Below are 21,276 nucleotides of genomic sequence, written 5' to 3' on the forward strand. Positions count from 1 at the left end.
TATATCGCCATTTGTCTTTATAAATTATAGCATAGATTTACCAAATTACCTATTCAGCTCATTTAGATTAGACAGACTTTCACTCTACATTCATAACGCACCTGGATTACTCCCTAAAAATTTTTTTGCCGAAAAATTTTAACATTTCATAATCTGTATCAATCATCAAACAAAGAAAAAGACGATGATTTTTCTTCGTTATTCTCAAACTAATTATTTGTTTTTGTGTCAGTTTTTCATTCGCAACCTTTATCTATAACAACAGTGCTCAAAACTTTGTGAATGTTTTTCACAACTTCACAATCACTATCAATTTTCTATATCAAACCATTCATCACCTATGATACAGAAAACGGATTCTTTTCAAAAACTGTGGCACCTTTTTGAAACAGAAATGTTGATTTAATGCGTTTTTTAACCCATAATCCCCTTGACGAACTGTGTTATAATTATATATAATAAGTGCATAGCTTATTTGTGAAGCACTATGCATTATAAAACAGGAGGAATTTATTATGACAGAAACATTGAACCCATGGCGCGGTTTCCAAGGTGATGCTTGGCGTGAAAGCATTGACGTAGCACAATTTATTCGTGATAACTACACTGAATATACTGGCGACGAATCTTTCTTAGCAGAAGCAACTGAAGGAACAAAACAATTAAACAAAGTATTTAACGATTTATTAGCTTACGAAGTTGAACATGGCGTAGCTGATATGGAAGAAAAAATTGTTTCTACTGTATTATCTCACCCAGCTTCATATATCAATAAAGATTTAGAAAAAATCGTTGGTTTACAAACTGACAAACCATTAAAACAAGGTCTTAACCCATTCGGTGGGGTTCGTATGGCTAAACAAGCATTAGAAGCATACGGATACAAATTAGACGAAGAAGTAGAACACATCTTTACTGATTGGGTTCAAACTCATAACCAAGGTGTATTCGATGTTTACGATAGCGATATTCGTGCTGCTCGTAAAAATAAAATCATCACTGGTTTACCAGATGCTTACGGACGTGGACGTATCATCGGTGACTACCGTCGTGTAGCATTATACGGTGTTGACTTCTTAATGAAAGAAAAATTAAACGATTGGAAATCATTAGAAAAAGAAGTTTATACTGACGAAGAAATGCAATTGCGTGAAGAAGTTTCTAAACAATATCGTGCATTAGGTGAATTAGCTAAATTAGGTGATTTACACGGATTTGACTTACGTCAACCAGCACGCACTGCACAAGAAGCAATCCAATGGACTTACTTCGCATTCTTAGCTGCTGCTAAACAAACAAACGGTGCTGCTACTTCTCTAGGACGTATGGACGCATTCTTCGATATTTATATCGAACGTGACTTACAAGCTGGCTTAATCACTGAAGAAGAAGCTCAAGAATTTATCGACCACTTCGTTATGAAATTACGTATGATTCGTTTCGCACGTACACCAGACTTCAACGATGTATTCTCAGGTATGCCAACTTGGGTAACATTGTCAATTGCTGGTATGAATAATGACGGTCGTTCATTAGTAACAAAAACTGCATTCCGTTGCTTACATACATTGTATACAATGGGTGAATCACCCGAACCAAACTTAACTATTTTCTACAACGAAAAATTACCACGTGCTTACCGTGAATACTGTGCTAAAGTATCAATCGACACTTCAGCAATTCAATACGAAAATGACCAAGTAATGGCTGACACAATGAACAGTACAGATATTTCTATCGCTTGCTGTGTATCACCAGCTGTTATGGGACATGAACATCAATACTTCGGAGCTCGTTTCTCTGGTCCTAAAGCATTATTATATGCTGTATCTGGTGGTCGTGACGAAAAAACTCGTGATTTAGTCATCAAAGGTTTAGAACCAATCAAAGGTGACTACTTAGAATACGATGAATTAGTTGAAAAATTAGACAAAGTTTTAGACTGGACAGCAAAAACTTACATGCGTGCATTGAACATCATTCACCGTGCTCATGACCGTTATGCTTATGAGTCTACACAAATGGCTTTATTAGATACACATCCACACCGTTACTTTGCAACTGGTATCGCTGGTTTAGCATTAGTTGGGGATATGTTATCAGCTGTTAAATACTCTAAAGTACGTATCGTTCGTGACGAAGAAGGATTCCCAGTTGACTATGTTGTTGAAGGTGAACAATTCCCTACATTCGGTAACAATGACGAACGTGTTGATACATTAGTAACTGGATTCTTACATGACTTCATGGAACGTTTACGTAAATTACCAACTTACCGTAATGCTGAAGTAACTACATCAATCTTAACAATTACTTCAAACATCGTTTACGGTAAATCATTAGGTAACGTGTTTACAGGTTCTGATCCTAAATATGTTGGATATCGTGAACCATGGACACCAATCGCACCAGGAGCTAACCCTCAATATAACTCTGTTAAATCAGGTGCTTTAGCAGCATTATCATCAGTTGCTAAAATTCCATTTGAAGATGCTCGTGACGGTAGCTCATATACATTTGCGATTCATCCAAAAGCATTAGGTCGTGAAGATGTAGACCGTAAAGCTAACTTAGCTACAATGTTAGACGGATACTTCAAAAAAGGTGGTCACCACTTAAACGTTAACGTTTTAAACCGTGACAAATTAATTGAAATCTTAAAACACCCTGAAGAAAATCCACACGCTGTATTACGTGTATCAGGTTACGCTTTATACTTAAATAAAGCTACAAAAGCTCAAATCGCTGACATCTTAGAACGTGTTATCCATAACCAATTCTAATTAATGTCTGAAAGGCTGGACCTTATGGTCCAGCTTTTTTGTTCTCTAAGAGAAGTAACATCGGATACCTTTTATTCTTTATCAATCAATTTTTATCGAAAAACGATAAAACTTGATTGATAAACAGAAATCTCTATGATATATTATATTCAACAAAATTTAGGAGGTATTCTGATGACTCAACCAAAATCACTTGTTGAAGTACAAATTAAAATTACAAAAAGTAGTATTATATTATTTGCATTGATTGCCATAGTATTACTATTCACTGGCACACATATTGTTCAATACATTATGCCACGTTCAACTCCCTTATTCACTGACCAACTACGTTTTAACGTATTATTATCTTCAGGTTATATCAGTGGCACACTCGCACTCTTTTTCTTATTTCAATTATATCGCCTAATCACCAACATTGAAAATGGCAACATCTTTATTGATGAAAACGTCAAAACACTCGACTGGATTACACATGCCATTACAATCGTTTCAATTATCGCTATTCTAGTCGGATTCACTTGCTATCTACCAATTTTATTTATCGCACTCGCTTGTGGTTTTACGGCACTCATTATCCAAATTGTGCGTAACGCATTTGCCAAAGCAATTCAAATGCAAGATGAATTAGATTATACGGTATAGAGTAAGTGTGGGATTTCAGCTTGAAAATCAAGCCCCAGCGAACCAGAATAGGAGGAAAGTAAATGATTCAAATAAACTTAGATGTCGTAATGGCAAAACGTAAAATCAGTTCAAATGCATTGGCAGAACAAATCGGAATTACATCAGCCAATCTATCAATTTTAAAAAATAATAAGGCAAAAGCAATCCGTTTTTCGACGCTGAATGCATTATGCAAAGCATTGGATTGCCAACCAGGTGATTTAATCGAATATATTGATAATGGAGAGGAGTTAGTCACTTATGAATAACGAAATAATAGTAGAACAGAAAAAATCCACCTTACCACTACTTGATGCACAACAAATTCGAGTAGCAAAACTTAATACTCTATGGATATTTATTATTGCCTACTTATATACTTATACAGTGTGGGATTTACATACACACTACTACTTATTACTAACTCTAGCACTCATTGCTTTTGTTGAATATTTCAATCACATAATGAAACGAAACATAGCATCTGTTACTGCAAAACTTGAATATGCTGTACTGCTCATCAGTTGCCTGATACAATCCTTTTTACTATCAACTCAGTATGACCGCTATTCAGCAGAAGATTTTTTATTTTTCCAAGTAATAGCATTGCATTTTCTTTTTATTGGCTATGTACTAGTACGGAGTAATCAATTAATTGGAGAACAATTCAATTGGCTATCAGGAATTGATGTATGGCGTGGTTCAATTACCATTCCATTTTCACATTTCTTCACTGCCACAAAAGTATTACTTTTGCCGTCTAATCACGAAAATGCTACTTACTCATTAAAAGACAGGGTCATACAAACTTTAAAATTACTTGTCACTGTTTTCATTACCACCAGACTGGTAGTCTTTGCAGTTGATCAATTAAGTGAAATTTCTAGCATTTTTGACCAGTTCGCACAACAATATTTCATCCATAATATGCAATCATTTTTCAAAAATTGGTTCAATAGCACTTTTTGGACGGATACTATTTCTTTTGCGATTTTAAGTATTCCAGTAAGTTTGTGGTTATACGGTTTAATCGCTGGTGCAATTTTTTCAAATCGCTCTACGATAACCCCTGAGCGTACAGAAGAAACATTATCACGCATCCGAATATTTTCAACACTAAATGTAACAATCATCGCTACAGCTCTATGCTTATTATATGGTCTATTCTTTATCATTTCGCTACAAGATTTAGCAACTCAATTAAGTAGCATTCCAACACAACAAGTGATACGAGCAGCTCAAGCATCACATTTAGCAGTCAGTGGTTTTTGGCAACTCGTTCAAATCACTTTACTCAACTTTTTTGTACTAGGATTTGCTTTTCTATTTGGAAATCGTGCACTATGGCACACACAATATGCAAAAATATCACTTGTCATCTTATTCAGCTTTAATTTATTATTCTCATGTTTAGCTGCATGGAAATTAATCGGCATTTACATTTGGTTTTACGGACTGACACCATTACGATTGCAGTCAACTTGGTTGATTTCAATCATCATTGTTGCCACAATATTAACATTAATTCGACTATTTAAGCCAATCACTGCATTTCGTTATGGTATTCTCTACTTTATTCTCAGCTACACACTATTATGCGTCATTTATTATTGCGTATTTTAATAGAAAACAAACTGCACTCCTTGTTTATCTAGAGTGCAGTTTGATTTATTCATTAATATTTACGAACATCGGGAGCTGAATAATTCAAAATAAATTGTTCAATTTCTAAAATATCATCTGAAAAAAGAACATTATCTCGGTCGCTTTGACTAAGAAAGCCCTCAGCAACCATATGGTCAAACAGCGCTTTTAATTGGTCAAAGTAACCATTAATATTAAACAGGACACAAGGTTTGTCATTCTGTCCGATACGAGCCCAAGAAATCACTTCCGATATTTCTTCCAATGTACCTGGCCCACCTGGTAAAGCGATAAAGGCTTCTCCTAACATCATCATTTTCGCTTTACGTTGCGGCATATCTTCAACTACTATCAATTCAGATAAGTTCTGATGTGCAATTTCTCGTTCTACTAAAAATGTCGGCATCACACCGATTGCACGACCACCATTTTCAATCACTGTATCAGCCATAATTCCCATTAATCCAACATTACCACCACCATAGACTAAATCATGAAGATTTTCAGACATCCATAAAGCTAATTCGTTCGTTCTCTCACTATAAATCGGATTACGCCCTGTACTTGCCCCACAATAAATTGTTATTTTCACTCTTCAACACGCTCTTTTCGGTTAATATATATTTACTGCTCATTTTGGTAAAAGGATATCAAACCATAAGAGAATTGTAAAGACTCTTCCACTTCAGCATTCTCCGCACCACAAAAATAGACTAGGAATCCAAAAATTCCTAGTCCACCACTTTAGTTCGCTTGAGCTACCTCATCATCCACTTAGAATGGTTCAAAGCATAATACTCTCACTTATACTAAATTATTTATTCTTTAAGTTGTAGAATGATTGTAAACCGTCGTATTTAGCAACTTCACCTAATTCATCTTCAATACGTAATAATTGGTTGTATTTAGCGATACGGTCTGTACGGCTTAATGAACCTGTTTTGATTTGACCAGCGTTAGTTGCAACAGCGATGTCAGAGATTGTAGAATCTTCTGTTTCACCAGAGCGGTGAGAAACAACTGCTGTGTAACCAGCTTTTTTAGCCATTTCAATCGCATCAAATGTTTCAGTTAAAGTACCGATTTGGTTAACTTTGATTAAGATTGAGTTTGCGATACCTTGTTCGATACCACGAGATAAGATTTCAGTGTTTGTTACGAATAAATCGTCACCTACTAATTGAACTTTGTGACCGATACGTTCAGTTAATAATTTCCAACCGTCCCAGTCATTTTCGTCCATACCATCTTCGATTGAGATAATTGGATATTTGTCAACTAATTCTTCTAAATAGTCAACTTGCTCTTCAGCTGTACGAACTTTACCTTTTTCACCTTCGAATTTAGTATAGTCGTAAACTTTTTTCTCTTTGTCATAGAATTCAGAAGATGCACAGTCGAAACCTAAGAATACATCTTTACCTGGCTCTAAACCAGCTTTTTTGATTGCTTCTAAGATTGTTTCAACACCGTCTTCAGTTCCTTCAAATGCAGGAGCGAAACCACCTTCGTCACCTACAGCTGTTACTAAACCACGGTCATGTAAGATTGATTTCAATGCGTGGAATACTTCAGCACCCCAACGTAATGCTTCTTTAAATGTTGGTGCACCAACTGGTAAAATCATGAATTCTTGGAAAGCGATAGGTGCATCAGAGTGAGAACCACCGTTTACGATATTCATCATTGGAGTTGGTAATACTTTAGTATTGAAACCACCTAAGTATTGGTATACTGGTACGTTTAAGTAATCAGCAGCAGCACGTGCAACAGCGATAGAAACACCTAAAATAGCGTTCGCACCTAATTTACCTTTGTTTGGAGTTCCGTCTAATTCGATCATTAATTTATCGATTGCTTGTTGTTGTAAAACATCATAACCTAATAATGCTTCAGCAATAATGTTGTTTACATTATCAACAGCTTTAGAAACACCTTTACCTAAGTAACGAGATTTGTCGCCATCACGTAATTCAACTGCTTCGTGTTCACCAGTAGACGCACCTGACGGTACCATACCGCGTCCGAAAGCACCGCTTTCTGTATAAACTTCTACTTCGATTGTTGGGTTACCACGTGAATCTAATACTTCGCGTGCATATACATCTGTAATAAATGGCATATTGTTTTCTCCTTTATTTTCGGCTTTATTTCCATGCAATAATACATGAACACCTATATTATATTTTAATAATCTTCTGCATAAAAAGCAAAAGTTTTTCTAACAAATTGATTATTTATTTATTTTTTAATCAATGATTCTCCAGTCATTTCAACTGGTTGTGCTACATTTAATAAATCTAACAATGTTGGTGCTAAATCAGCTAAACGTCCACCGTCACGCAATTCAACACCATGTTTTGTTACAATAACTGGCACTGGATTGGTTGTATGAGCTGTCATCGGTTGGTCATCTAAAGTAATCACTTCATCTGAGTTACCATGGTCAGCCGTAATAATCGCATAACCACCTTTTGAGATGATTAAATCTACAACTTCACCTAAACACTCATCAACAGCTTCAATTGCTTTTACAGTTGGTTCTAACATACCACTGTGTCCAACCATGTCAGGGTTAGCAAAGTTCAAGATAATCGCATCTAATGTATCTTCGTTGATAGCTGCTACTAAAGCATCTTTTACTTCATAAGCTGACATTTCTGGTTTTAAATCATAAGTCGCAACTTTTGGTGACGGAATTAAAATACGTGATTCTCCTTCAAACTCTTCGTGACGTCCACCACTCATAAAGAATGTAACATGTGGATATTTTTCAGTTTCAGCGATGCGTAACTGTGTTTTGCCAGCACTTGCTAACACTTCACCTACTGTATTCACTAAATCTTGCTTTTTAAATGCAATCTCAGCAATAACATCGGCACTGTACTCAGTAAATGTCACAAATTTAGCTGTTTTAGGTGCATGTTCACCACGATCAAATCCGTCAAATGCTGGATTTGTTAATGCTGTTCCTAATTGAATTGCTCGGTCAGGACGGAAGTTGAAGAAGATTACTGAATCACCGTCTTCAATCGTAGCAACCGGTGCATCACCTTTCGTTACAACAAATGGTAATACAAATTCATCGAATACTTCTTTATCGTATGACGCTTGAACACCCTCAGCTGCACTTGCAAATGTTTCACCTTTAGCATAAACCATTGCGTCGTATGCTAATTGCACACGTTCCCAACGTTTGTCACGGTCCATTGCATAGTAACGACCAGAGATTGTCGCAAATTCACCTACACCGATTTCATCAAACTTCTCTTCAGTTGTCTTAACAAAGTCAATTGCAGAAGACGGTGCTACATCACGACCATCTAAAAATCCATGTACATATACTTTTTCTAAGCCATGGTCTTTAGCTAATTGTAATAAAGCGAATAAATGTTCATAATGTGAATGAACCCCACCGTCAGACAATAAGCCCATTAAGTGTAATGCTTTACCACTTTCTTTCGCTGCTTTAACAGCTTCTACTAGTTCAGGAATTTCAAAGAAGTCTTTTTCACGAATTGAAATATTAATGCGTGTTAATGACTGGTACACAATACGTCCAGCACCAATATTCATGTGTCCTACTTCTGAGTTACCCATTTGACCGTCTGGTAAACCAACATCTTCTCCACTAGCTTTTAATTGATTATGTGGAAATTCTGCCCAATAACGGTCAAAATTTGGTTTATGCGCTGCTTTAACAGCATTTCCTTTTACTTCATCTCGAATGGCAAAACCATCTAAGATAATTAAAGCTACAGGTGCTTTACTCATTATTTAACTGCCTCCAATAATGCTAAGAATGACTCAGCTTGTAAACTTGCGCCACCAACTAATGCACCGTCCACATCTGGACATGCCATGTAGTCAGCAATGTTTTCTGGTTTCACAGAACCACCGTATTGTACACGAACTTTGTCTGCAACTTCTTGACCAAAGTCTTGCGCAACAACGTCACGTACTGCTTTACACATTTTTTGTGCATCATCTTGAGTTGCTGATTTACCAGTTCCGATTGCCCAAATTGGTTCATAAGCAATTACTAATGAAGCCACTTGTTCAGCTGATAAACCTTTTAATGCTGCAGATACTTGTGCACCAACAAATTCAACTGCTTCACCAGCCTCATACGTTTCCAATGTTTCACCACAACAAATAATTGGTGTCATACCATTACGGAAAATCGCATGTGCTTTTTTATTAATATCTTCATCTGTTTCGTGGAAATACTCACGACGTTCAGAGTGACCAATAATAACATAGTCCACTTCTAACGCACCTAATGCTTTAGGACTTACTTCACCAGTGAATGCTCCCTCATCTTCAAAATAACAGTTTTGCGCTGCTACTTTAACTTCTGATTCACGAACACCTTTTTTCATGCCCTCTAAGAATAATGCTGGTGCACCAATAACAGTATCCACTAATTCATTTGACGGAATATTATTTTTCACTGCTGAAACAAATTCACGTGCTTCGCTATGTGTTTTGTTCATCTTCCAGTTACCTGCAATAATTGGTTTACGACTCATCAAATCCACTCCTTTTTTTATATTGTAGTATTCACCTTGAAGACGCCATACAAAGTTTATTAATCGATAAACTTCATATCCAGCGTCTTAAGATTTTTTACTTATTATTTATCTTCAATTGACACAACACCTGGTAATTCTACGCCTTCTAAGTAAGTTAATGACGCACCACCACCTGTTGAAATGTGAGTAAATTTATCTTCATAACCTAATTGTGCAACAGCTGCAGCAGAATCTCCACCACCAACAACTGTCGTAGCATCTGTTAAATGAGCAATCGCTTCACACACACCAATTGTACCTTTAGCAAAGTTTGGTAATTCAAATACACCCATTGGTCCGTTCCAAACAACTGTTTTAGCTGTTGATAAAACATCAGTAAATAATTTAACTGATTCAGGACCACAATCTAAACCTTCCCAATCAGCAGGAATCTCATCAACTGATACAACTTTACGGTTTGCATCATTAGAGAAGTCATCCGCTACAACGATGTCCACAGGTAATACTAATTTATCGCCTGCACGTTCTAACAATTCTTTTGCTAATTCAACACGGTCTAATTCTAATAATGATTTACCAACTTCTTTACCTTGTGCTTTTAAGAACGTATAAGCCATACCACCACCGATAATAACTTTATCCGCTTTTTCTAACAAGTTTTCGATTACTTTAATTTTATCTGAAACTTTCGCTCCACCTAAAATTGCTACAAATGGACGAACTGGAGCATCAACTGCTTCACCTAAGAATTTTACTTCTTTTTCCATTAAGTAACCAACTGCATTTGGTAAGTTTGATGCAATACCGATGTTTGATGCATGTGCACGGTGTGCTGTACCAAATGCATCGTTTACATATAAATCACCTAAAGATGCCCAATATTTACCTAATTCTGGATCATTTTTAGATTCTTTCTTACCGTCGATATCTTCAAAACGTGTATTTTCAACAACTAATACATCGCCTTCATTCAATGCTTTAACAGCTGCTTCTAATTCAGCACCACGAGTTTCTGGTGAAAATGCAACCGGTTGTCCTAATAATTCAGCTAAACGGTCTGCTGCTGGTTTTAATGATTTACTTGCTTTATCAGCTTCTTCTTTCACTTTTCCTAAGTGAGAGAATAATACCACTTTAGCTTTGTTATTAATTAAATATTTAATTGTATCTAAAGCTGCTACAATACGGTTATCGTTTGTAATAACGCCCTCTTTCATTGGAACGTTAAAGTCAACACGTACTAATACTGTTTTACCTTGAACTTGTAAATCTTCAACTGTTCTTTTTGCCATTCAGTTACCCTCCTAAGGTTATCAAATTTATTTAAAAAGTTTTATTCGCTCTTAACTCTATAAAAAATGCGAGGAAGCGTCATGCCTCCCCGCTGTCTTGGATAGACGCTCTTTTTTATAAGACGCTATACTAATCGCAAGCTCTCACACTTAATATTATAAGTTAGCGAAGTACTCTAAAGTACGAACTAATTGAGCAGTATATGACATTTCGTTATCATACCAAGCAACAGTTTTAACTAATTGTTTGTCGCCAACTGTCATAACTTTTGTTTGAGTTGCATCGAATAATGAACCAAATGTGATACCTACGATATCAGAAGATACGATTGGATCTTCAGTATATCCGTAAGATTCGTTAGCAGCTTCTTTCATTGCTGCATTAATTTCGTCAGCTGTTACGTTTTTCTCTAAAACAGTTACTAACTCAGTTAATGAACCTGTTGGAACTGGAACACGTTGTGCAGCACCGTCTAATTTACCGTTTAATTCAGGAATTACTAAACCGATAGCTTTAGCAGCACCTGTTGTGTTAGGTACGATGTTTGCAGCAGCAGCACGAGCACGACGTAAGTCACCTTTACCGTGTGGTGCATCTAAAGTATTTTGGTCACCAGTGTAAGCATGGATAGTTGTCATTAAACCTTCAACAACACCAAATTTGTCTTGTAATACTTTAGCCATAGGAGCTAAACAGTTTGTAGTACATGAAGCACCAGAAATTACTGTTTCGTCACCTTTTAAGATGTCGTGGTTTACGTTGTAAACAACTGTTGGTACATCGTTACCACCAGGAGCAGAGATTACAACACGTTTAGCGCCACCTTTTAAGTGTAATTCAGCTTTTTCTTTTGAAGTGAAGAAACCAGTACATTCTAATACGATGTCTACTCCTAATTCACCCCAAGGTAATTCTTCAGGGTTACGGTTAGCTAATACTTTAACTTCTTTACCGTTTACACGGAATGCTCCTTCTAATACTTCAACTTCACCATTGAAACGGCCTTGAGTTGTGTCATATTTTAATAAGTGAGCTAATGTTTTAGCATCTGTTAAGTCGTTGATTGCAACTACTTCAATGCCTTCCACTTCTTGAATACGACGGAATGCTAAACGACCAATACGTCCGAAACCATTAATACCTACTTTTACTGTCATAATTTGACTTCCTCCTTAAGGATATTTTATTTTAATGAGTTCCCTCATTTAAAATCATATTTGCGACGCCCTCGTCACAGATGAGCCACCCATGATGTTGGACTAGTTGACAATAGCCTTTTACCGCTTCTGCTTTAGAAGCACCTGCTACTACTGTCACAACTAAAGGAATTTGACTGAGTTCTTCGATTTGAATACCAATTCTCGGTAATCGTAACACTTCATTCCCTTGTTCATTGAAAAATACACCAAACGCTTCACCTATCGCCTGCTGTTCACGCAATAATTGCTGCTGTTCACTTGTCAGTTCACGACGCTCTGCCATAGTCTTGGCAGAACCCACACTCACCAATAAGCAGTCTGCTTGTTTTCCCAACATCACTGCTTGATTGATAGCTGGGTCATTCAATAGTGCTTTAGACGCCAATTCTTCCATCATATCGGGGATAAACAACGGAACATATTGTGCTCCAGTTTTTTGAGCCATAAGCCCCCCCACCATATTTGATTGAATATTGAATCGTCCACCAACACCACCTCGTGCTGGAACAAATACTAGCTCTCTATCTTTCGATAGAATTTGCGTCAAGCCCTCGCCTACATGTGCGAGCGTTTCGCCACCAGTTACTGCAATTGTATTTTGCCCATATTTTAAATAGCGATTCAACACTTGCTCAACTGCTCGGCTTAATTCTGCATAGACGCTCGTATCTTGTTCGACATTCCCACTCACTACCATGCAACCGTCCAATCCTAAACGAGATTGTAACTTTGCTGATAACTCATGCAAATAATTCGTGCTCACCATTTTATCGGCAATAACAGCAGCCACTTCTTGTCCTCTGGACGTCAAACGTATACCTGAATGTCCTACTTCAACTAAGTGCTGTTCTTTCATTAACTGAATAATTGTACGCAGTGAACGCTCGGATAAATTCACCTTTTGTGCTAATGTTTTTCGTCCAATTGCCTGATGTGTTGACTGTAATTGATACAAAATCGAACAACGGACTTGCAACATCTCATTTAAATCTGGTGCAATGTCTTGCATTATAGAAAAAACATCCTGCATGGTGTTCCTCCTTTTTGGGCAATATACGACCATAAATTAAAATCCGAATAATTTCTCTCATTTTACAAAATTAGGTCGCTTACCACATTAATACTATAACATTTATCTGCATAATTTGCAAACTAAACTCGAGTACACTTCATTAATATTTTTTATTAGAAAGTGGTCGATATTCGACCACGATGTGCGGTTACATTCAAAAAAAAGACTAAGTCCTGTCAAACTTAGTCTTCACTTAATTATTTAGTTAACGATTGATTGTTCTCCATAATATTATCAATCAAACCATATTCTTTTGCCTCTTGAGCGCTCTTATAATTATCACGATCTGTATCACGTGCAATCACTTCAATTGGTTGCCCTGTACGCTCTGCTAAGATTTCATTCAAACGTTCACGTGTACGTAAAATATGACGTGCAGCAATTTCAATTTCAGTCGCTTGTCCTTGTGCTCCACCTAATGGTTGGTGAATCATAATTTCTGCATTCGGTAAAGCATGACGTTTTCCTTTTTGACCAGCTGCTAATAAAAATGCACCCATTGACGCAGCCATACCCATAACAATTGTTTGAACATCAGACTTAATGAAATTCATCGTATCATAAATTGCCATACCTGCCGTAACACTACCACCAGGAGAATTGATATATAGATAAATATCTTTTTCTGAATCTTGAGCTTCTAAAAATAGTAATTGTGCAATTACACTATTCGCTACATTATCATCAATTGGCCCACTTAACATAATAATTCTATCTTTTAATAATCGTGAATAAATATCATATGCACGCTCTCCACGTGATGATTGTTCAATAACCGTTGGAATTAAGTTCATCTTTTATTACTCCTCTACTTCGATAAATAGTTCATTCAAAATACTAGAAACCATCTATTGCTAATTTATACTTAACAATTTAAGTAAACTTGTTAAGTAATGTGTCATTATTATACCGTTTTAGTCAAAGAAGGTCAATTAAGATGCACAATTTATCTTCCACTCCTAAAAAAACACACTCCCTTTCAGGAGTGCATTTAATAGGTTTAAGATTATTGACCTAAATGGCCTTTAACTAAACTTTCGATTTTACCCATTTCTTCTGCAAAATCACTACCATTAATTAAAATGTTTTCTAAAGCAATTTTTAATTCTGAGTAAACTTCACTAGCACCAACATATGCTGGTTGAGACATACCGAATTCTAATTCTTCAGATGCTGCTTTTACTAATGGGTTTTCTTCTAAGTATTTTGTCCAAACTTCTGACTCAACACCTTGTTTTGTTACTGGTAAGTAACCTGTTTCAGATGCCCAACGAGCAGTGTTATTTAACAAGAATGAAATGAATTGAATCGCACCTTTTTGTTGTTCTTCAGACGCAGATGAGAATACACCTAAGTCATTTCCAGCAAAAATTGTTAATTCTTCACCACCACCGAATACTGGTACGTGAGCTGTTTTTAATTCAATATTGTTTTCTTCAACACCTGGTAATACATATGGTAAACCAGCTGATGAACCGATATATAATGCAGATTCACCAGATGAGAATGGACCACTCATGTAACCATCTTCACCAGCAGTACGTGCATGACCTGCATCAATTAATTCTTTAATGAATTGAATTGGTTCTAACGCTTCTTTTGATGTAAAGTCAACTTTAGATAAGTCTGATGAAATCCAAGCAGCACCATTTTGACGTGCCATTGTTTCATATTCAGCAGCCACATCATTTTCAAATCCCATTGCTGGTTTTTCGATACCTGCTTTATCTAATGCTTCACCTAATGCTTTTACTTCTTCCCAAGTTTTTGGTACTTCTGCACCAACTTCATTTAACATTGTTTGGTTAACAAACATTAAACGAACTGATTTGGCGAATGGTAAAGCATAAATTTTATCACCAAAAGTTACACCTGTCATAAATCCAGGGAAAATTCCTTCACGTAATTCATCTGTAAAGCCATTTTCAGCTGTTAAAATATCATTTAAAGGCATTAATAAACCTTGATCCATGTAGTCCGGTGTATTAGATGCTGTTAATTGTGCGATTGTTGGTAATTGACCAGATACACCTGATGCCATAACACTTTGTTGTAATGAGCTATAATCACCTTGGTTTTGTTCGATTACTTCAACTGTATCTTGAGAATTATTAAATTCTTCAACCAATTTTGTAATCGTTTCTTGGTGCTTACCATTCATGGCATGCCAGAAAGTTACCTGAACTTTTTCTTGAGCAGAAGCAGTTGGAACAAAAGTGCTCAACGCTGAAGCTGTTAATAAAGTTGCTGCTAATGTGCGTAATTTTTTCATTAAAATTTTTCCTCCTAAAATAGCACGTTCAACGGCATCACAGTACCGCCAACTACATTTTCGTAAAAGAATAAGATTTTGTCAACTCATAATAGAATTAATTTTATATTTTTTTGTTAATGTTCGCCTTTACCCTTTCAAACCAGAACTTGCAATACCTTGCATAATGTATTTTTGTAATAATAAATAGATGACAACCATTGGTACCACTACTAATGTCGAAGCTGCCATTAACAATTCAAATTGTGTTCCAGCCTCAGTCGTAAATGCTTGTAATCCGACAGGCAATGTACGCAATGCCTTATCATTCGTTACAATCAATGGCCACATAAATGAGTTCCAACTACCGATAACTTTTAAAATCATTACTGCGATAATTGATGAACGTGATAATGGCACTAACATTTCCCATAAGAAACGCCAGTCACTCGCACCATCAGTTTTCGCTGCATAATACAATTGGTCTGGTACCGATTGAAATGATTGTTTTAAAGTAAAGACTGAGAACACACTCGCTAACCATGGAATAATCAATGCCCAATAAGTATTAATCATTCCCCAACCAGACAAGGTCACGAAGTTCGGAATCGTCATCAACTCACCTGGCACCATCATCGTTCCTAGTAAAATAATGAACAATATATCTTTACCCCAGAATTTTAACTTCGCAAATGCAAACGCAGCTAAAATACTTGTCACTAATTCCCCTGAAGTTGTTGCTAATGTAACGAACACACTGTTTAAGAAATAACGAGCGAATGGAGCTACTTCCAATGCTTTTTCATAGTTTGAAAACAACCAATTTTGTGGCAACCACGTTGGTGGTATCATTATCGCTTCACCAGATGACTTCAAACTCGTTGCCAACATCCAGTAGAATGGCAAAATCATAAAGATTCCACCTAAAAACAGGATAGCGTAAAGCGCTAAATTTTTAACGATGCCCTTCATTTTAGCCACCTCTCTTTTCTAAGTAACGGTTACCTGCATTTTGAACTAAGGTAATACCTAATACAATCACAAATAAAATAATACCTGTTGCAGCTGCTTCACCGTATTTAAATTGCACATAGAATTTTTGGAATAAATAATAAACTAATGTAGTAGCAGAACCGGCTGGCCCAGGACGCCCACTAAATAAAGCATACACTTCGTCAAATACTTTAAATCCACTGATAACCCCAAGAGTTGACAATAAGAATAAAGTCGGACGCAATAACGGAATCGTTATATTCGTGAAACGACGAAATGCATTAGCCCCGTCAATTTTGGCTGCTTTATAGTAATTTTCATTAATATTTCCTAACCCTACAAGTAGGAGTAAGATATTAAACCCTAATCCTTTCCATATCGCCATAATCATAACGGCTGGCAAAGCATTATCCGGCGAATTTAACCAATTGATAGCATCAACTCCGAACAATCCAAGAATATAGTTGAAAAATCCATAACGTGAATGATAGAGCCAACTCCACACAACCGATACGGCTACAGTACTGGTTACATAAGGTAAAAAATAGACCGTTCTAAAAATTCCTTTTAAAAATGGAATACTATTCAACATCATCGCAATCAATAGCGAAATAAAAATCGTTGTCGGCACAACACCAATAACATAGATAACCGTATTGCGTAAAGCTGCATGGAAGTTCTTATCAGTTAAAACCGTTCTATAATTGTCTAAACCACGTGCAGATACTTCACCTGTAAAGAGATTGAATTTAGTATAAAAACTCATCGCAATCGACTTAAAAATAGGGAAAATCGTAAAAATCCCACTAATCGTTAACATTGGTGCTAAATATAACAAAGCCTGCAAAGAACTTTTGAGTGTTGGTTTTTTATTCATGTTACACTACCTCAACACGATTCGCTTTTTGATTGAAGAACATCAAATGTTTTGGCTCAACCGTTAAGAATATTTGCTCTCCAACAGGTAATTCAGCATCAATATCCGATACCACAAATGTTTCACCATTACACTCGCAATGAATCGTCACATCTTTTCCGACTTGCTCAACTCGTTGCACTGTTGCACTCACTAAATGGTCAGCTAAAGTTCCTAGACGGAAATGCTCTGAACGAATTCCTAATGTTTCCCAATCATGATTCATTACCCAAGCATTTGGATTTAATGGCGGCGAATTTTTAGTAAATGTATTGATAATTGGTGTTCCGATAAATTTAGCAACAAATAAATTACTTGGTTCACGATACAAGGTTACTGGGTCTGTCATCTGTTGAATTTCACCTTGATTTAACACCATAACATTATCTGCAATACTCAATGCTTCTTCTTGGTCATGGGTAACAAATACCGTCGTAACACCAGTTTCTTGTTGAATGCGTCTGATTTCTTCACGCATTTCAATCCGTAAACGAGCATCTAAGTTCGATAAAGGTTCGTCCATTAATAAAATAGACGGTGATTTCGCTAATGCACGACTAATCGCAACACGTTGTTGTTGACCACCTGATAATTGACGTGGGTATTTATCTAATTGGTCATGAATTTGAGTTAATGCTGCCATTTCTTTTCCAATTTCAATACGTTGTGCCTTAGGCATTTTCGCCATTTTCAATGGAAACATAATGTTTTCTAATACCGTTAAATGTGGATATAACGCATAATTTTGAAACACTAATCCCACTTGACGTTTTACAGGATCTAATTTTGTTACATCTTTATCGTCAAAATAAATGTTTCCAGATGTTGCATTTAACAAACCAGAAATCAAGTACAATGTCGTAGACTTCCCACAACCACTTGGCCCTAAAAATGAAATTAATTCACCACTCGGTAATGTAAAATTAATATTATCTAATACTTTTTTATTTTCAAACTGCATCGTGACATTATCAAATCTTACTTGCACGTTTCCACCTCATCCTTTACTGTGATACTTTCTCCACTATGCCAAATTACATGACTATAATCTTGATTAATCTGCTGCCATTTTGCTGCGTCAAATGTCTGCAACGCTTTTACTAATGCTGTTGCAATATCAATCTCAGAAATTGATTGAATTTTATCTTTCGTAAACATTTTATAGTCACCACCACCGACAGCACGATATTGCGAAATCGCTAGTGTATATTCCTTATCCAACTCAATCGGCTCACCTGTTCGCTCATCAATAATGCTGACAATCCGTTCTCTTTTATCCTTTGTCATATCGACATGCGTTGTAAAACCTGAGTACAAATCATAATTATAGTGCTTAGGTTTCGGATAAATATATGACGGATTCACTGCAATAGCTCCTGTTTCGTCCAATTGATAATATTCAAAATCAAATGCCATGACCTCATATATTTCTTGTCCAGTCAGTTTAACTGTTGCAATCAAATTAAAATACGGATATGCTTTCAACAATATTTCGTTCGTTATGTTGCCCTCAAACAATGCAAAAAACTCATTTACCAAGGCAACACCACTAAAATCAGCTTGCGTCACTTCTTTTTGCACTTGATTTAACAATTCCACAAAAGGATGACCTTGCAATCTCGCTTGGAATAATTCTTTCGTTGGCTGCACGATTGGTGCTTGCCCTAATACCGTTTCAAGCCATAATTTTCCATTAGAAAATTGTGGTTCTAATACTGTAACTAATGCTGACTCAGTAGACACACTCGCAGTATCATGCAAATACCCTACAGAATCTACCACTCGATTGTTTTCATCGACCGATACAACCACTTCTGCCACAAATTCTCCAGCATGACCTGGCTGAATCGCCCATGTATTATTTACTTTTTGATTAATATGACGGTGCTGATGCCCTGTTAACAATACATCAATTTCAGAAATTTCTTGCAGCATTTTAACCCCTTGATTTTCACCGGTCAAATCTTCCAATGGTTCAAAGGTATCCAAATCACATTCAAAACCACCATGATATGCTACCACTAACACATCTACTTGTGGTCGTAATTGCTGACACCAATATTTTGTCGTTTCAAACGCATCATCAAACCGTAAACCTGCATAATGAGCCGGCAATTCCCAGTTAGGAATATAATGCGTTGTAACTCCGACAATACCGATTTTGACACCCTCACGTTCAATGATTGCATACGGTTGCCCCATAAAAGGTTGATTTGTTTGCTCATCAATAATATTACTCACTAATAACTGTGCATTTAACTGATTCAAAATCCCATTTCGATAATCCGAACCGAAATTAAACTCATGATTCCCAATAATTTGAAAATCATAATTCAACGCATTCATCGCACGAGCAAAGCAATCGCCATTTTTTGCCACTTGACTACAATAAGTTGCAAATGAAGAACCTTGAATAAAATCTCCTAAATCAATCGCAATCGTAGTATGTGAATTATTCTGACGAATTGTATTCAACACATGTGCTGTATTGAGTAAACTCGCATTTGGATTAATTGGACGGTCTAGCCAATACCCATGCGTATCACTGGTCATTAAAAAACTAATTTTTTTCATCGATTACTCCTAACGACGCTGCTAAAGTTGACCAAGTATAAGTTTGGTCGTATTCTGGCAACCAAGCTAACTGCCCTTGTTCTTGCAATGCTTTCGCATAAGTTTCCGGTTGGAATGTATGCCAAGGCACAATCACTTTTGGTCTAATCACTGCATTCATTAATAATAAATCTCGTGTTGATGCATGACCAGTCGCTGCTGCAATCACAAATTCCCAACCAGCATCTACAATACGATTGACAAACGGCTCGTAGCTTGGCATATAACTGCCCAATGGCATCCCATTTGAATGTAAATAAAGACCTGCTGGAAAACTCAACAGTGTATCAATAGAATCTTCTTCGACTTGTAGCATATACTTTTCTGGTTCAGCCTGAATCATTTCAACCGTAACATCATGTTCGCTTAACTTACGCACTCGTAAATCTGCTGGCACATAATCTTGAATCATTTGATAAAATGCCGAATTAAAAACAAACTCACGACCCATTTTATTTGCTACTTTTACTAATTCAATCATACGACGAACATTTTGTGGATACCCATTAAATGCTACTAAACGCCCATCATAATCTGCCATTGCTTTTTTAATATTTTCAATCAAATGCCATTCATTGCGTGCACGCAAATCTGTCGTTTTAGCTGCAATACGAATATCTACTTCACTAGGATCTGTATTAACATGGCTAAAAGTCGTGCCCTCCATTAATAACAAGTCTGCATTAAAAGCATTGGCTTTTTGAGCCCATGACATCATCTTCTCCGGCTCAAATCCAGTCAGACGCCAATCACCAGAATAAATCAATTTTGTATCCGGTGCTGTCACAAAAACACTTGCAGCACCCATTGTATCATGATCAACTGGAACAAACTCAATTGAGAAAGGCCCATGTTCAATCACTTCACCCGGTTGCACCCCTTGCCAATTAACATTATAGGCTGGCAATAAATTAGTTTCTTTTAATTTTGCATAAAAATCAACCGATTCTTGCAAAGCATAAACAGGTGTCTTATCACTCAATTGTCCAAATGAACCAATATGATCTAAATGTAAATGAGACAAACAAAGAATCGTTTTAATTGAACTATCTTCTAATGACTCTAATGGATAAGTCGCTAATGTCGCTTGATCATATAAGCCGTCAATTTTTGGCAATAAATTTTCGCTTAACAATGAGTATCCCTCGGATTTATGACACAAACGATTAATATCTGCTCCAGCTAATGCACCGAAATCCATAATTAATCGGTAGTCACCATTTTGTAGACTTACAATATTACTACCAATGGTATGAAGACCACTCCAAAACCGAATGACTGTTTCTTTCAAATACACCACTCCTTCGCTTA

At 36.5% G+C, this 21,276-nt stretch carries 18 protein-coding genes; 4 read left to right on the forward strand and 14 right to left on the reverse strand.

Translation table 11 applies throughout. From position 1 onward, the window contains the following. Positions 1–515 precede the first annotated feature (515 nt). From pflB to JDW14_08430, 4 genes are all read left to right on the forward strand, one after another. Positions 516–2,783: a formate C-acetyltransferase gene (gene pflB / locus JDW14_08415; GenBank protein ID QQD65306.1), complete on the forward strand. Its 2,268-nt coding sequence runs from the start codon at positions 516–518 to the stop codon at positions 2,781–2,783. Between the two features lie 174 nt (positions 2,784–2,957). Continuing rightward, positions 2,958–3,428, forward strand: a complete 471-nt coding sequence (locus JDW14_08420) for a DUF2975 domain-containing protein (GenBank protein QQD65307.1) — start codon at positions 2,958–2,960, stop codon at positions 3,426–3,428. Positions 3,429–3,490: 62 nt separating this feature from the next. Then, positions 3,491–3,718 (forward strand): helix-turn-helix transcriptional regulator, encoded by a 228-nt coding sequence (locus JDW14_08425; GenBank protein ID QQD65308.1) that lies wholly within the window; start codon positions 3,491–3,493, stop codon positions 3,716–3,718. Further along, positions 3,711–5,072, forward strand: a complete 1,362-nt coding sequence (locus JDW14_08430) for a DUF4173 domain-containing protein (protein ID QQD65309.1) — start codon at positions 3,711–3,713, stop codon at positions 5,070–5,072. Before JDW14_08425 ends, JDW14_08430 begins: the two co-directional genes overlap by 8 nt. A 52-nt stretch (positions 5,073–5,124) precedes the next feature. On the opposite strand, the gene JDW14_08435 is transcribed toward JDW14_08430, so the two are convergent. From JDW14_08435 to JDW14_08500, 14 genes are all read right to left on the reverse strand, one after another. Further along, on the reverse strand, positions 5,125–5,685 hold the full coding sequence (locus JDW14_08435) for a TIGR00730 family Rossman fold protein (protein ID QQD65310.1): 561 nt from the start codon (positions 5,683–5,685) through the stop codon (positions 5,125–5,127). 222 nt (positions 5,686–5,907) lie between these two features. Beyond that, positions 5,908–7,215: a phosphopyruvate hydratase gene (gene eno, locus JDW14_08440; GenBank protein QQD65311.1), complete on the reverse strand. Its 1,308-nt coding sequence runs from the start codon at positions 7,213–7,215 to the stop codon at positions 5,908–5,910. 119 nt (positions 7,216–7,334) lie between these two features. After that, positions 7,335–8,867, reverse strand: a complete 1,533-nt coding sequence (locus JDW14_08445; protein QQD65312.1) for a 2,3-bisphosphoglycerate-independent phosphoglycerate mutase — start codon at positions 8,865–8,867, stop codon at positions 7,335–7,337. Next, positions 8,867–9,625 (reverse strand): triose-phosphate isomerase, encoded by a 759-nt coding sequence (locus tag JDW14_08450; protein QQD65313.1) that lies wholly within the window; start codon positions 9,623–9,625, stop codon positions 8,867–8,869. Before JDW14_08450 ends, JDW14_08445 begins: the two co-directional genes overlap by 1 nt. Positions 9,626–9,729: 104 nt before the next feature. Continuing rightward, entirely contained in the window at positions 9,730–10,920 is a 1,191-nt protein-coding gene (locus tag JDW14_08455; GenBank protein QQD65314.1) for a phosphoglycerate kinase, read from the reverse strand. 156 nt (positions 10,921–11,076) lie between these two features. Continuing rightward, complete coding sequence (gene gap / locus JDW14_08460; protein ID QQD65315.1) at positions 11,077–12,078, reverse strand: type I glyceraldehyde-3-phosphate dehydrogenase; 1,002 nt, start codon at positions 12,076–12,078, stop codon at positions 11,077–11,079. 31 nt (positions 12,079–12,109) lie between these two features. Then, entirely contained in the window at positions 12,110–13,150 is a 1,041-nt protein-coding gene (locus JDW14_08465; protein ID QQD65316.1) for a hypothetical protein, read from the reverse strand. Positions 13,151–13,389: 239 nt separating this feature from the next. After that, positions 13,390–13,986, reverse strand: coding sequence for an ATP-dependent Clp endopeptidase proteolytic subunit ClpP (gene clpP / locus JDW14_08470; protein ID QQD65317.1), 597 nt, complete (start codon positions 13,984–13,986; stop codon positions 13,390–13,392). Positions 13,987–14,198: 212 nt separating this feature from the next. Beyond that, complete coding sequence (locus JDW14_08475) at positions 14,199–15,464, reverse strand: ABC transporter substrate-binding protein (GenBank protein QQD65318.1); 1,266 nt, start codon at positions 15,462–15,464, stop codon at positions 14,199–14,201. Between the two features lie 129 nt (positions 15,465–15,593). Further along, positions 15,594–16,415 carry a carbohydrate ABC transporter permease gene (locus JDW14_08480; protein QQD65319.1) on the reverse strand — a complete coding sequence of 274 codons (822 nt, stop codon included), beginning with the start codon at positions 16,413–16,415 and terminating at the stop codon, positions 15,594–15,596. Position 16,416: 1 nt separating this feature from the next. Then, positions 16,417–17,313 carry a sugar ABC transporter permease gene (locus tag JDW14_08485; protein ID QQD65320.1) on the reverse strand — a complete coding sequence of 299 codons (897 nt, stop codon included), beginning with the start codon at positions 17,311–17,313 and terminating at the stop codon, positions 16,417–16,419. Position 17,314: 1 nt separating this feature from the next. Further along, positions 17,315–18,340: an ABC transporter ATP-binding protein gene (locus tag JDW14_08490; protein QQD65321.1), complete on the reverse strand. Its 1,026-nt coding sequence runs from the start codon at positions 18,338–18,340 to the stop codon at positions 17,315–17,317. After that, positions 18,331–19,926 (reverse strand): bifunctional metallophosphatase/5'-nucleotidase, encoded by a 1,596-nt coding sequence (locus tag JDW14_08495; protein QQD65322.1) that lies wholly within the window; start codon positions 19,924–19,926, stop codon positions 18,331–18,333. Before JDW14_08495 ends, JDW14_08490 begins: the two co-directional genes overlap by 10 nt. Further along, a complete protein-coding gene (locus tag JDW14_08500; GenBank protein ID QQD65323.1) occupies positions 19,913–21,256 on the reverse strand; it encodes an MBL fold metallo-hydrolase in 1,344 nt (447 codons plus the stop codon). Before JDW14_08500 ends, JDW14_08495 begins: the two co-directional genes overlap by 14 nt. Positions 21,257–21,276: the final 20 nt, after the last annotated feature.

The organism is Aerococcaceae bacterium zg-252, from assembly GCA_016237705.1.
Lineage (GTDB): Bacteria > Bacillota > Bacilli > Lactobacillales > Aerococcaceae > Globicatella > Globicatella yangjingiae.

Coding starts and splice junctions, on each gene's coding strand:
- pflB (QQD65306.1), top strand. CDS start 516: ATGACAGAAACATTGAACCCATGGCGCGGTTTCCAAGGTGATGCTTGG.
- JDW14_08420 (QQD65307.1), top strand. CDS start 2,958: ATGACTCAACCAAAATCACTTGTTGAAGTACAAATTAAAATTACAAAA.
- JDW14_08425 (QQD65308.1), top strand. CDS start 3,491: ATGATTCAAATAAACTTAGATGTCGTAATGGCAAAACGTAAAATCAGT.
- JDW14_08430 (QQD65309.1), top strand. CDS start 3,711: ATGAATAACGAAATAATAGTAGAACAGAAAAAATCCACCTTACCACTA.
- eno (QQD65311.1), bottom strand. CDS start 7,215: ATGCCATTTATTACAGATGTATATGCACGCGAAGTATTAGATTCACGT.
- JDW14_08445 (QQD65312.1), bottom strand. CDS start 8,867: ATGAGTAAAGCACCTGTAGCTTTAATTATCTTAGATGGTTTTGCCATT.
- JDW14_08450 (QQD65313.1), bottom strand. CDS start 9,625: ATGAGTCGTAAACCAATTATTGCAGGTAACTGGAAGATGAACAAAACA.
- JDW14_08455 (QQD65314.1), bottom strand. CDS start 10,920: ATGGCAAAAAGAACAGTTGAAGATTTACAAGTTCAAGGTAAAACAGTA.
- gap (QQD65315.1), bottom strand. CDS start 12,078: ATGACAGTAAAAGTAGGTATTAATGGTTTCGGACGTATTGGTCGTTTA.
- JDW14_08465 (QQD65316.1), bottom strand. CDS start 13,150: ATGCAGGATGTTTTTTCTATAATGCAAGACATTGCACCAGATTTAAAT.
- clpP (QQD65317.1), bottom strand. CDS start 13,986: ATGAACTTAATTCCAACGGTTATTGAACAATCATCACGTGGAGAGCGT.
- JDW14_08475 (QQD65318.1), bottom strand. CDS start 15,464: ATGAAAAAATTACGCACATTAGCAGCAACTTTATTAACAGCTTCAGCG.
- JDW14_08480 (QQD65319.1), bottom strand. CDS start 16,415: ATGAAGGGCATCGTTAAAAATTTAGCGCTTTACGCTATCCTGTTTTTA.
- JDW14_08485 (QQD65320.1), bottom strand. CDS start 17,313: ATGAATAAAAAACCAACACTCAAAAGTTCTTTGCAGGCTTTGTTATAT.
- JDW14_08495 (QQD65322.1), bottom strand. CDS start 19,926: ATGAAAAAAATTAGTTTTTTAATGACCAGTGATACGCATGGGTATTGG.